At 41.9% G+C, this 12,969-nt stretch carries 10 protein-coding genes; 3 read left to right on the plus strand and 7 right to left on the minus strand.

Annotated elements, in window-relative coordinates; all coding sequences use genetic code 11:
* Positions 1–4: 4 nt before the first annotated feature.
* From IPP86_07395 to IPP86_07405, 3 genes are all read right to left on the minus strand, one after another.
* Positions 5–5,431 (minus strand): alpha-2-macroglobulin family protein, encoded by a 5,427-nt coding sequence (locus IPP86_07395; GenBank protein ID MBL0138338.1) that lies wholly within the window; start codon positions 5,429–5,431, stop codon positions 5–7.
* Between the two features lie 238 nt (positions 5,432–5,669).
* Complete coding sequence (gene aspS / locus IPP86_07400) at positions 5,670–7,418, minus strand: aspartate--tRNA ligase (GenBank protein ID MBL0138339.1); 1,749 nt, start codon at positions 7,416–7,418, stop codon at positions 5,670–5,672.
* Between the two features lie 104 nt (positions 7,419–7,522).
* Positions 7,523–8,272, minus strand: a complete 750-nt coding sequence (locus IPP86_07405) for an outer membrane beta-barrel protein (GenBank protein MBL0138340.1) — start codon at positions 8,270–8,272, stop codon at positions 7,523–7,525.
* A gap of 327 nt (positions 8,273–8,599) precedes the next feature.
* Here IPP86_07405 and IPP86_07410 point away from each other — a divergent pair, with 327 nt between their 5' ends.
* Positions 8,600–9,037 carry a nucleoside deaminase gene (locus tag IPP86_07410; protein MBL0138341.1) on the plus strand — a complete coding sequence of 146 codons (438 nt, stop codon included), beginning with the start codon at positions 8,600–8,602 and terminating at the stop codon, positions 9,035–9,037.
* Here the strand turns inward: IPP86_07410 and IPP86_07415 are convergent.
* From IPP86_07415 to IPP86_07425, 3 genes are all read right to left on the minus strand, one after another.
* On the minus strand, positions 9,021–9,455 hold the full coding sequence (locus IPP86_07415) for a response regulator (protein MBL0138342.1): 435 nt from the start codon (positions 9,453–9,455) through the stop codon (positions 9,021–9,023). The genes IPP86_07410 and IPP86_07415 overlap by 17 nt on opposite strands.
* 44 nt (positions 9,456–9,499) lie before the next feature.
* Entirely contained in the window at positions 9,500–9,901 is a 402-nt protein-coding gene (locus tag IPP86_07420) for a response regulator (protein ID MBL0138343.1), read from the minus strand.
* 186 nt (positions 9,902–10,087) lie between these two features.
* Positions 10,088–10,525 (minus strand): gliding motility-associated C-terminal domain-containing protein, encoded by a 438-nt coding sequence (locus IPP86_07425; protein ID MBL0138344.1) that lies wholly within the window; start codon positions 10,523–10,525, stop codon positions 10,088–10,090.
* Between the two features lie 221 nt (positions 10,526–10,746).
* On the opposite strand from IPP86_07425, the gene IPP86_07430 reads away from it, so the two are divergent.
* A complete protein-coding gene (locus IPP86_07430; GenBank protein MBL0138345.1) occupies positions 10,747–11,163 on the plus strand; it encodes a BrxA/BrxB family bacilliredoxin in 417 nt (138 codons plus the stop codon).
* Between the two features lie 90 nt (positions 11,164–11,253).
* Here the strand turns inward: IPP86_07430 and IPP86_07435 are convergent, their stop codons facing one another.
* Positions 11,254–11,793: a 1-acyl-sn-glycerol-3-phosphate acyltransferase gene (locus IPP86_07435; GenBank protein MBL0138346.1), complete on the minus strand. Its 540-nt coding sequence runs from the start codon at positions 11,791–11,793 to the stop codon at positions 11,254–11,256.
* Positions 11,794–12,332: 539 nt separating this feature from the next.
* Here IPP86_07435 and IPP86_07440 point away from each other — a divergent pair.
* Positions 12,333–12,866, plus strand: coding sequence for a DUF177 domain-containing protein (locus tag IPP86_07440; GenBank protein MBL0138347.1), 534 nt, complete (start codon positions 12,333–12,335; stop codon positions 12,864–12,866).
* Positions 12,867–12,969 lie beyond the last annotated feature (103 nt).

Genomic DNA, 12,969 nt, shown 5'->3' on the forward strand with positions numbered 1-12,969 from the left:
AACATCAACGAATATCGACAATACCGGAACCACTGTAAGAATGGTATTCGCCATTGTACATCGCGTCAGCGCTGACGGGTCCCATTCTGAAATTACCCGGGGTGACGGCTCTGACGAGGTAGTAAAAATTCCTCTCGTTCTTGTCCACAGAAGTAAAGAAGTGAATACGATCATCGCGCACATCAAAATAATCCGGGCTGGACTGATCCTTTATCCAACTCATATCACGACTGTCGTTCAAACGGGGATTCTCAATTTCAAATCCTGCAGGGAGCATGTCGGTAACTACCACATTTTCCACATTTGAACGTTCCAAATTGGTCAGATTCAATTTGACGACAATCAGATCGCCTTGTTTGATATTCTTCAACGAAGCAATGGGTTGACCGAATCGTGTCAGGAATGTTTTCCGTACAGAAAGGAATTTATCTTCTTCCTTCACCTCACCGGCAGCATTCAGACCTTCCTGTTCCCAGAAATAGTAGAGATGTCCATTGCCTTCGACAGAAACAGTAACACTCTTTCCGGCAATTCCTTTTTTCAGGACCAACTCGGTACCGGTGAATTTTCCGATTGACTGACCATTCATGGTGACATCCGCATTGGCTTTGATCATCGAAATTTTACGGGTAAATTTCCCGAGAGCAAGGAATGAGTAAGCAGCTTCCTGGGTATTGATCCATTCATCTTTATTCAGCTGTTGCGACAGGTGACGCACCAGAATCGGTATCTGAGAGTTTTCCGGATCGGTATCAAGCAACACGTTCAGCACCATCGCTTCATCACGCAAATAGGAATAGAAGCTTCCACCAAATGATCGTTTCGATTGTTCACCCTGGAAAGCAGCAGGTATCAAAGCTGCAAAACTTTTACGGTCACCCAAAGCGAGATAAGTACAAGCTAACATGTAACGGCTATCCAGGCATAAATCCTGTGCATTCGATTTGAAATAATTCATCGAAGAGATGTCTGCCTTGCCATACAAAGCCATGAGATAAAGGGAGTAGATATTCTCCTTCGCGAAGATCTTACGGACCTTGTATCCCCCTCTTTCGTCATAATAACCATAGTCGTCATACATTGAACGTTCTTTCACTTTATTTGCCATGTAAGCAAGTGCACGCTGTATGGTGAGGTCGTTTACTTCATAACCTGCTTTACGTGATTCACACAAGAAGTGAATCGCATAATTTGTTCCCCACCAGGTTTCATCATTACCTCCCGGCCAATAACTCAATGAACCATTATACAATTGCATACCTTGCAGTTTATGGATCGCTTTCTGAACATTTGATGACGGATTCTGATCGCGCATACTTCCATATTTCATGTTTTTCACCAGATCAGCATAATAAATCTGCGGAAAAGCTGTGGAGGTTGTCTGTTCAATACAACCATATGGATAACTGATAAGGTAAGAAAGTGGTCTTGTAAATTGCACCAAAGGATTCTGGCTGATTACAAGCTTCGCGGAAGCAGTTGCCGGAATAAAATTATTTTTCAAATCGATGGTTTGGGTTCCGGTAAGCTCTCCGGAGTCACTGATTTTAATTAATGATGTAACCGGCCTGACCGTGATGTCGGTTTTGTCGCTGAACGATTCATTGAACGCGGTAACATCCACTTTTATTCCTGCTTCACCAATCGCAGCATCTGCGACAATACGGAAAATGACTCGTTGTTCGGCATTCGCGTTAATGGTCACTTTCTGCTGACTCTCTCCAACAATTTTCAAAGGACCGTTCAACTGGATTTTTGCAATCGCTTCGGCTTGTTTTCCCGTTGTATTGGTGATGGTCACAGGCATACGTAAAGTATCTTTTGGAGAAAGGAAGCGTGGCATTGACGGACTGATAACAATCGGATCAGCGACTTTCATGTGTTTATCCGCGCTTCCGAATGATTTGTCTTTATATACACAAGCCATAATCCGGAGATCACCGCTGAACTGAGGAATATCAATAGTATACTGAGCTTCACCTGCAGCATTTGTATGCAAAATCCCACTCCACAAAGCCACCAGTTTCACTCGTTTGTTGTTTAACGGATTGACACGTTTCGACATGTCAAAATCTCCGGACCCGTCTCCTCCACTACTTGAACGGTTCAATTTCAAATCCGGTAAAAGGTTGGGATAAACATCATAGGCATTGACAAGCAAAGCTTTTTTCTGATAAAAGAATCCATGCGGATCAGGGGTTTTATAATTTTTGAGTGCAAGAATTCCTTCATCCACCACCGCCAGTGTGACTTCGACATCTTGTTTCGGCAGTGTTTTGACTTTGATGGTTTGCTTTGTTTTGCTTCTTGATTTCTCCTCCGCTACGATCGTCACGGGCAGTCTGCTTCCTTCTTTTTCAACAAGCAATGGTAAAAATCCATGACCAACTGTTAGTGGAATGGATCCATCATCCAGACTCCGGAATAAAGTAGCGGTGATATACACATTTGGCATATAACTCTCTTTCACAGGAATGTCCAGAACAGCTGCTTTCTTATCAGTCGTCAGGTATCGGTATTCAATCACTTTATCACATTCAATTGTCACCAGTAATTTACCATTGAATGGTGCTTTGAAAAGAATATGCGCCTTGTCACCGATGGTGTATTTGCTTTTATCCGCCTGGATATCCACCTGACCTTCCGTGTTCACCTGGAAGGAAGTATTAGTAGTATATCCCCATCCAAAAGAATAAAAGTTCACTGCGACATAACGTCCGGAGCCCGGACGGGAAAGGCGTATTTCATATTCGCCGGATTCATTTGGCGTGTAAACAAAATCATAACCACCCGCCGCGAAATTGACAGTACGTTGGGTCTGGAGTATTTCGCGCTTTTTTGAAATGTACCGATAGCGACCGCCGTATTCATCTTTTTCGATTACGCTGTACCAGTCGTATTTTACCACCTGAATTTCCACCGGAGCGGCTATTCCCTTTCCGTTTTTATCTGTGGCGATCATCGGAACACGCATGGATTCTCCACGTGTTGTATAATAATCACTGAGCTTCATTCCATAAAAAACATCCTGCGTGTAGATATTGAAATTTTTAACCCGATTCACCGGTCTTCCTGTTTCATCAAAGACTGTTGTGAAAACCTTTGTATTCAACAAGCCTTCATCGGTCCATTCTTCGTTTGCTTTAAAATATTCCGAAGCCAGTCCTTTTTCATCGGTTTTTCCTTCGCGAACGTCATTGGCGGAAAGTGGAACTTTATTTTCGGTATGAATATCAAAAGCGTACCCGGGAAAATCCTTCGCTACAAATTGTTTACGCTGTACCGTGAATTGCATTTCGTATTTTCTTCCGGCGGCGGGCGGGCCAAACAGGTTCACTGCCGCGAGATTCACTTTCAGACTATCGCCGGGTTTCAAATCTTCCTTGCTCATATTCACCTTCACATCAATCCTGTCGGGTAGAAATTCTTCTACACTGATGTATTCGGAAGTAAGCAATACATCATTGGATGTAAATACTTCCACGACATAATTCCCGGTAATTGCTGCTGCGGGCAATTCAAAAGAGGATTCCAGGGCTCCCTGCTGGTTCAATGTTCCACGGATACTTTTGAGTTCCCTTCCATTTGGCATGAGTACTGTAACACGTACAGGAACTTTGCTCACATTTTCCCATTGCTCTGTACGTACAATTGTATTCAGATGTATTGTTTCGCCCGGACGATAAATATCACGGTCTCCATACAGGAAAGCCATCATGCCTGTTTCGTCAGCACGACGTCCGCCAACATCATAGCGCGAGTTGTTTACACGCGAATCCGAGAAAGTGATGTAATTGAAATCATTATCAAATTTGGCGGTAACCATGCTCACTCTGAAATCCGCACCTTTGGATTTGATTTTACTAAATGCCGCGACACCATCCGAATTGGTCGTGGCCGTCATCAGGGTTTGGTTGTTGGAGCTGATCAGGGCAATTGTCGCCCCTGACAAAGGTTCAGTCGTCTTGATTGAGTTGGCGAAAACTAGCATATCATCATCGCTTTGCTTTACAATCATTCCGATATCTGAAATGGACACCAGCTTGGTCGCATTCTGCCATTGTTTTTCCGATGAAGCAACACGAACAAGATAAATTCCCTTAAATGCTCCCAGATTGTCAAAATTCAGATTGAGCAGCTGTACACCATTTTGTCTTGCCAGATCCTTGGATTCATAAGTTCGCTGGTAGATTTCATTTCCGAAATAGTCAAGATCATAGGTGTTATACGTGTAGTCTCCATTGGAATTGTATTCGCCCTCATCATCATACCAGTAATCCGTATTCCGGCCCTGACGTAAATAGTGGAGGATATTGTTTTCATACACTTTCCAAACCTTCACCTCCACTTTAGGAATACTTGAAATTTGCAATGCGACATTCCGTGAACTTTTTGTGGAAAGATAAATTCCCTTTGTATTTACAAACGCGATTGTCGGTTCCATTTCGCCAAATGGAACCTGGACAGAATAATTTTTTTCCATGGTTCCACCAAGAGAACCTTTTAATTGATTGGAGATATCGAGCTGATAGGAAGTTCCTCCGGTGAAGACTCCTTTCAGGTAAAAACCATTCTCTGAAACTTCGACAACAAATGGAACTTTCGGATTCAGTTTGATGAACTGATCAATATTTTCCGGATCAACTGATTGTGTAGTATAAACATGGATCATTCCCTGTGTTCCTTCGTATTCACTTAAAGCCTGGGTGATTTCCAGTTTCTCAGGTGAAGGAATGAGTGTCGCAATTTGGGTTTTCTCTTTTGTGAGAAACTCGCTTTCAACGCATTTTAGTCCTTTTTCAATTTCAACACGGAGCTGCACAACTCCAAGAGAATCGCGGTTGAAGCCATCCACTCTGGCTGTCAATGTAGATGAAACGGCACTGGTTATAATTTCATAAGCGACAGGTTTATTGTCGACAAGCAAGCTCATGAGTTTTGCTGTACTAGCCGGGTCCACAGGATAATTGAAGTCAAGAGTAAGTTTCAAAGCTGCCTGGCCGGGAATCTTTTCAGAGAGCGCCCAATACCCTTTCACTTCCTGCAATTTCAGGTAAGGTGTATGAAAAGAAAGAGGCTTACCGTTTTCCAGACGGTATTTCATGCGCGTGTAACGCAAAAGGTGATCCGATAATTCCGCGGAATAATCTGTCGAAGGACGAAAACCCACAGCAGGAGAAAACACAAGTTCACGAACGGTGTTCCATTTGAATTTTCCTTTCACTGCAGGTGAAAAGTTTACATAGGGAATCGTGTCCCAGTTGTTGAGCAATGAATCAGGTACGAGATCTTTATCAAAAGTAAAAATCAGGTTTTGCTGTTGTTCTATTTCATCGCCAAAGTTGCGGTTTGCAATACGGATTTCATTCCGTGAAAAACAAGAAAACAAAAACAGGCCGAGCAGGCTGAGCAGGAAACGAGTGCGTTTCATAGGTTTGAAGAAATGAGGATGTGGGATTAAATGTAAGGATAGAATAGAAAATGTAAACAAGAAATTCGCAGAATAACGTGCCTGGTTTTTGGCTATTTTGGAATTCTAAAAATATTTTTTTCGATCTTCCGAATTGACTTAATGGAACGGGCAGTTCATCTCCGAAGGAGGATAGGAAAAAAAATTCCGGAACCGCATTTTAAAGCCGTTCCGGAATCCGGAGAATACCTTAAAGATTTCAGGATTTCTGCACACTGATCTGAAGTTCCTTCAGCTGCTCCTGTGAAATCGCGGCCGGAGAATCAATCATGACATCCCTTCCGGCATTGTTTTTTGGGAACGCGATATAATCACGGATGGAATCAGCGCCACCAAACAGAGAACACAACCTGTCGAAACCGAAGGCGATTCCGCCATGAGGAGGAGCGCCAAATTCGAATGCATTCATTAAAAAGCCAAACTGCGCCTGCGCATCTTCCGGAGTGAAGCCCAGAATTGCGAACATTTTCTGTTGCAATTCTTTATTGAATATCCGAATCGAGCCTCCGCCAACTTCAACACCATTGATCACCATGTCGTAGGCATTCGCCCTGACATTTCCCGGGTCACTGCTCAGCAAAGTAATGTCTTCCGGTTTTGGAGATGTAAAGGGATGATGCATCGCGTGCCAGCGGGAAGTTTCCTCGCTCCATTCGAGTAAAGGAAAGTCCAACACCCAAAGTGCACGGTAATCGTCTTTTTTTCTGAGATCCAAACGGTTTCCCATTTCGAGGCGGAGCTCGCTCATTGCTTTCCTGGTCTTCTGTTCCTGGCCGGCAAGAATCAAAACAAGATCACCCGCTTCTGCCTGGCATGTTTCCATCCATTGCTTTAAATCTTCGGGAGAATAAAATTTATCTACAGAAGACTTGATGCTTCCGTCGTTATTGTAACGGGCATAGACTAAACCTGTCGCACCGATCTGCGGGCGTTTCACCCATTCTGTTAGTTCGTCGATTTGCTTACGGGTATATTCCGCGCAACCTTTCGCGCAAATGGCGAGTATGGTTTCAGCATCATCGAACACTTTAAAGTTTTTTCCTTTGGTAAGTTTTGTGAAATCGATAAGCTTCATTCCAAAACGGATATCCGGTTTATCGTTTCCATAATCCCGCATAGCTTCCGCATAAGTGATTCGAGGAAGATCGCCGATGTTGTGGTTTTTTACAGTATCGAAAAGATGACGTACAAGTCCTTCGAAAGTATTGAGAATATCTTCCTGTTCGATAAAACTCATTTCACAGTCGATCTGAGTGAATTCCGGTTGACGATCAGCTCGCAGATCTTCGTCACGGAAACACTTTACTATCTGATAGTATTTATCGATACCCGCAACCATCAGCAGCTGTTTGAATGTTTGCGGTGATTGTGGCAGGGCATAAAACTCACCTGGGTTCATCCGTGAAGGGACAACAAAATCACGTGCGCCTTCAGGAGTGGATTTGATCAGGACCGGAGTTTCGATTTCTACAAAACTTTCTTTGTTCAGATAATTTCTTGTTTCTGCCGCGACTCTTGCACGAAGCAGGAGCGCTTCCTTCACAGGTGAACGACGGATGTCGAGGTAACGGTATTTCATTCTCAGGTCTTCACCACCATCTGTGTTTTCTTCAATGGTGAAAGGAGGAGTTTTGGCTTCGTTTAAAATTTCGAAGGAGTCGACAAGTATTTCAATGTCACCTGTCGACATTTTCGCGTTCTTGTTACTGCGTTCTGTTACCGTTCCTTTTACACGAATCACAAATTCCCGTCCCATTTTCCGGGCGGACTCACACAAAGCGGCATTGGTTTCCATATTGAAAACCAACTGAGTAATACCATAGCGATCGCGCAGGTCGATGAATGTCATTCCTCCCAGATCACGGGAACGCTGCAGCCAGCCACAGAGAATTACTGATTTTCCGGTGTTTGCAAGCGTTAATTCGCCGCAGGTATGGGTACGTAACATATAAAATAATGATTTATAGAGCGAAGGTAGAAATATTTCGCGGGAGGTATAAAAAAACGGGAGGCCCTTGGGAGGCCTCCCGTTCTGTTTTTCAGTTATTGAAATCAGAATCCGATTTGAATTCCAACATTGAGGCCGATGCTTCCGAATGGAACATAATGTTTCAATCCGGTATTTGGATTAGATGCAACATCGCTGTCATCAAGAGTGATCGCAGGATCAAGAGTTTGTCCGTCACTGCGCGCTGTATTCTCAGCTTTATCAGGACCGTAAGTTTGGTTGATGGAGATCAACTCAGTGTTCAGTTTAATTTTATCACTCAGTTCAAAACCAATACCGAAAGCGCCATACCATCCGAAGGAGCTTCCGCCGGAATATTCATATTCGTATGTACCGGAAAATCCTGCTCCAGTGTAGGTGTCTTTTTCTTTAATTTTTCCGCCAACACCAACAACAAGACCAAATCTTCCATAAGGGCTCATTGATTTATCATCGCCTGCGGAAACTTTAATTCCGGGCATTATACGCATCATGCTACCTTTGATTTTCATATCCCCTGTAGAACCTGTGGTAGAATTATCGGTAATGGTAAATTCTTTTCCCATCAAAAATCCAAATCCAAGATCAGCGCCAACATTTTCACTGAACATGTAATTCAGATTCAATCCGAAATTTAAACCTTGTCCATAAGAACCTTTTACATTTTCGCTGGTGGATGCAGTTTGATTTACTCCAATAACAGAATTACCTGCTCCGAGTCCATAGCCAACATTTACGCCGACATTAAATCCCTGAGCGGATACATAAATAGTTGTCGCCAATCCCATGGCAACAGTTAATGCGATTTTTTTCATGTGTAGTGTTTTCATTGATTATGTTTTTTAGGTGGTTTGATAATAAAGTCGAAAGAAAACGAGTAAACAAAGGTATTCTATGATTTTGTCATGCACAATAATTGCATAGTTTTATTCATTGAAAATTAAAGCAATATAAATATTTTTCCTGATAATTATCATGGACTTTTTGTTTATTGATCCATATGAAATCCTGAAAATAATGAATAATCAATTCTGCAAAAACGCAATCATCACGCGACTGGGATCTCCCTGACATTCCGACTACCGGTCAATGTAGTCAATTATGTTGGGGTACACCTATAATTAATTTGTATTTTCAGCCTCATGGATCCATTGCATCAACAGTTTATGAAAGAAGCTTACAAGGAAGCTCTTCTTGCATTAAAAATCGACGAAGTCCCGGTGGGGGCTGTGGTGGTTTGTCAAAACCGAATCATTGGCCGTGGTCACAATCTCAGCGAACAGTTGAATGATTCCACCGCGCATGCGGAGATGCAGGCATTCACAGCTGCTTCAAACTTTCTTGGAGGAAAATATCTTTCTGAATGTACTTTATATGTCACACTAGAACCTTGTGTGATGTGCGCAGGAGCAAGTTTCTGGACTCAGATTGGAACAATTGTATACGGTGCTTCTGATCCGAAACGGGGATTTTTAAAAACCTCCAAAGAAATACTGCATCCAAAAACAAAACTGATTGGCGGAATTATGGAAAACGAATGTGCGGAACTGGTGAAAGAATTTTTCAGGAAGAAACGCTGAATTTATTGATTCCATTCGCGGCAATTTCATGAAGCGCTTGTTGCGTTAATGGTTTGTCAAGCTGACCGACAACAAAAGAATTTTCAAAAACTTTTTTCAGCTGTTCCGGTTTATTGAAAACAGAAAGAATAATTATTTTGGATTTGGAACGAATATGATCAGGAAGTGATTTAAACTCTTCGATAAAATCATATCCGCTCATCATCGGAAGATGCATGTCAAGAAAAATCCACTCGGGGGTCTGTTCGGTGTTGCTGCATTCTTCTCTTAAATAATGCAATCCTTCTTCACCCGAACTGGTCACTGTAACCCGTGACGCAAAGGCAGTAAGTTCCATGAGACGGCGATTGACAAGGACGTCAATTTCACTGTCGTCAACAAGAAGAACATTTTCAAATGAAAATTTTTTGTCTGCCATCTGACCGGGAAAGAGAGTCAAATATACTCCGAAAATTTATCCCTTCAAACATTGATGGCCTCAAGTACCGCTTTATTTAATGGCTTATTGAGAAATTTGTAAACGTAACGGCTTTGATTTGCTCTGTTAAGGTCTTTAAAACTCTCGGAAGTTGAAAGCATTACAATTTTTGATTGCTTTTTTACAGCATCCGGAAGCTTTCCAAATTCTTCAAGAAAACCAAAACCATCCATTCCCGGCATCATGATATCCAAAAATATTACATGTGGCAATTCAGCAGGAGTCGCTGATTTCTTTTTCAAATCCTCAAGAGCATTAATAGCGGATTGATGGATCAGAATTGTTGACGCGAAATGTTCGTTCTCCAGGAGCTTTTTATTGATGAAATTATCCAGTTCGTTATCATCGATTAGCATGATTACAGGATATCTGTTTGCAGAGCTCATAAAAAATAGTATTTGCCTGTAAAAATAGAAATAAAGAATAAAAAACCGTCATCCTGAAAAAATGAAAAGAGAAACTTACTCACATTGTTCCTGTGTAAGGCTTGAATTAAAGAAGGGTTTTAACAATAAAAAAAAGCAGAACATATGTTCTGCTTGTATTGTGAGCGAGTGGGGGCCCGTGGAAAATTATCTTACTAATGTAACAGAGCCTGTTCTGGAATTCTTTCCAAGTCCGGCAGCGAAAACCTGATACACATATACTCCTTGTTCAACAGGATTTCCGGCATAGTTGCCATCCCATTGTAGTTTTGGATTGGTTGATTCAAAGACTACTTCTCCCCAACGATTGTAGACATACAAATGATAATTCCTGATTCCTTCTCCTTTCACTCCGAATGCATCGTTTAAACCATCTCCATTGGGAGTAAAGGCATTGGGGATATAAATGCTAAGCGGAGGAATTACTTCCGCGTAATTCGACATACTCGTGATGGAGTTGTTTCCGCGTTGAATTGCAGTAACTCTGTAAACTTTGTTATCCAGAACATTCTGGGCTTTTAATCCGAAAGATGCCAGCTGGACAAGTGTGGTCAGGATAAAAATACGGGGGATGACTTTCAACATGATGGTTCATTTTCTCAACATTAGCAAAGTAGCCCCGAAGCGGACGGAGCGTTGCTACAAAGCGGGCCGAATCTGTCAACTGTAAGAAATGCGGCTTTTTCCGGACTGGATTTCTGTGAAAAACTGTGAAAAAATTGAAAAAAAGGCCTTTAAAAAAAACTGTCCATTTCAGCGTTTTTCATCGTAATTTTGCAATGAATTAACCTTATAAATCATTAACAATGCCCTATCCCGAATATATCTGCGCTCCAATGAGACAAGAACTGACTACTGTCGGTTTTGAAGAATTAAAAACACCCGAAAAAGTTGATGAAGTCATCCCAAACAGCAAGGGAACCTTGTTATTGGTGTTAAATAGCGTTTGTGGTTGTGCAGCAGGTACAGCAAGACCTGGTGTAAAATTGTCACTTACCAGTCCTAAACACCCGGAAAAACTTGCAACAGTTTTCGCCGGACAAGATATGGAAGCGACTGCACAGGCAAGAAAATACACCCTGCCTTATCCTCCATCATCACCCGCAATTGCTCTTTTCAAAGATGGCAAACTGGTTCATTTCCTCGAGCGTCATCATATCGAAGGACGTTCCGCTGAAATGATCGCGGAAAATCTGAAAGCCGCATTTGAAGAATATTGCTGATCAATTTTCTTCTAAACAAAAAACCCCTTGATGACATCAGGGGGTTTTTTGTTTTTATAAATCACTACATATTCTACTCTATAAAAAGCATCATTTCAGTTTAGGTTTGTTAAACCAACCGGGATATTTCTCCCTCAGCGGAGCATCAATTACTTCGTATACTTTTGCTTTCAGAGTTTCGATGTCGGCTTCGGTAAGTCCTTTTGTTTCTATTGGTTCATGAATGATTACGCGCGCGATCCCGGGATGGCCCACACGGTTGAAATAATCATCGGGAAGAAGCACCCAGTTATCCATGAATGTTACCGGAACAATGGGAACTTGTTTTTCAATGGCCAAACGGAAAGGACCATTTTTAAAACGACCCATCACCGGTCCATTGTGATGAATGGTACCTTCCGGAAAAAGAGTAATGCTGATTTTTTTATCCATATCACTGCAGGCTCTGAGGAATGCCCGATGTGAATCCACCCTGCTTTTTCTGTTGACCGGGATATTCATTCGGTCAAAGAAGTGACGAAATAAAGGTACCCGTCTCAATTCCGCTTTTCCCATCGTATGGAAATAACAGGGTATACTTATATATATAAGCATGATATCGAGGTAGGAAGTATGGTTCGGACAGAACACATACGCCTGATCCTTAAGTAATTCCGATCTTCTTTCGATTTTATAGAAGATAAAAACAGGCCAAATTATGCAGTGAGCCCATATCTTCTTGATTCTGAAGACTAAACCAAACCATTTCCGGCTCCGGAGTAAAACATAGAAAACAGGGAAAAAAATGAAAAAAGTGATTACCGCATTGATAAAAAAGAGGGAACGCCAGATCCACTGAAATGGATAAAAAAGGTATTTGCCGGCTTTTTTGAACACTTTTAACGATTGTGTTCACGAAGGTAGCAAGACTGGGGCAAAAAAGGGCAATCCTCCTCCATTTGCCCATAAATAATGAGAAAATGGTAACATAGATTGTGAGTTATAATATTGATTATCAAATATATATTAAAAAAGGCAAGGCTTTAAGGGTTCTGATTATTCCAACAAGTCGGTTAAATGCCCAAATTTCCCATGTATTCTGCTGGCAATGAAGATTCAATCATCCTAAATCTTGACCTGAAGGCATTTTTTTTTACCTTTGTCCCCCTTTATTTGCGGAGGATGGATTCATGAGCGGCTCACGAGAATTTGTGATCAATTTTGGTAGTCTGGGTAAGGGCGAATATGAATTTCAATTTGAAGTAAAGGATTCGTTCTTTCAGGGATTTGAAAATTCTATTGTTCAAAAAGGACAGGTGGATGTATTGGTTGTTCTTGAAAAAAAAGAGAACATACTTTTACTCGACTTTACAATTGAAGGAACAGTAACAGTACAATGCGATCGTTGTCTGGAAGATCTTGATCTCGACATTCAGTGCTTCAATGAACTGATTGTAAAATTAGGAGAAGAAGCAGGCGAAGAAGCGGAAGATGTGATCGTCATTTCAAATCGTGAACATGAGCTGGATATCGCTCAGTTCATTTACGAATACATCAGCGTAATCATTCCGATCCGGAATGTTCACGAAGATGAAAACGGAAATCCTGACTGTGATCCGGAAGTATTGAAAGAACTGGAGAAACATCTTCTCCACGAAGATCAGGAGGAGAAACCACCGGTGGATCCGAGATGGGAAGGATTGAAGGGAATTAATCTGAATTAAATAGGGACGAGGGACGGGGGACGGGGGACGGGGGACGAAGGTGAAATGTAGCAGAAGAAGGACCAGTTAGCCCTACAACCAATGCATATGCGATTGAAGAGAT

It is taken from the genome of Bacteroidota bacterium (assembly GCA_016720935.1).
GTDB lineage: Bacteria > Bacteroidota > Bacteroidia > AKYH767-A > 2013-40CM-41-45 > JADKJP01.

What these genes read in the sequence shown, in the direction of transcription:
- IPP86_07395 (MBL0138338.1), bottom strand. Translation starts at nt 5,431, where the DNA reads ATGAAACGCACTCGTTTCCTGCTCAGCCTGCTCGGCCTGTTTTTGTTT.
- aspS (MBL0138339.1), bottom strand. Translation starts at nt 7,418, where the DNA reads ATGTTACGTACCCATACCTGCGGCGAATTAACGCTTGCAAACACCGGA.
- IPP86_07405 (MBL0138340.1), bottom strand. Translation starts at nt 8,272, where the DNA reads ATGAAAAAAATCGCATTAACTGTTGCCATGGGATTGGCGACAACTATT.
- IPP86_07430 (MBL0138345.1), top strand. Translation starts at nt 10,747, where the DNA reads ATGCCCTATCCCGAATATATCTGCGCTCCAATGAGACAAGAACTGACT.
- IPP86_07410 (MBL0138341.1), top strand. Translation starts at nt 8,600, where the DNA reads ATGGATCCATTGCATCAACAGTTTATGAAAGAAGCTTACAAGGAAGCT.
- IPP86_07420 (MBL0138343.1), bottom strand. Translation starts at nt 9,901, where the DNA reads ATGAGCTCTGCAAACAGATATCCTGTAATCATGCTAATCGATGATAAC.
- IPP86_07425 (MBL0138344.1), bottom strand. Translation starts at nt 10,525, where the DNA reads ATGTTGAAAGTCATCCCCCGTATTTTTATCCTGACCACACTTGTCCAG.
- IPP86_07415 (MBL0138342.1), bottom strand. Translation starts at nt 9,455, where the DNA reads ATGGCAGACAAAAAATTTTCATTTGAAAATGTTCTTCTTGTTGACGAC.
- IPP86_07440 (MBL0138347.1), top strand. Translation starts at nt 12,333, where the DNA reads ATGAGCGGCTCACGAGAATTTGTGATCAATTTTGGTAGTCTGGGTAAG.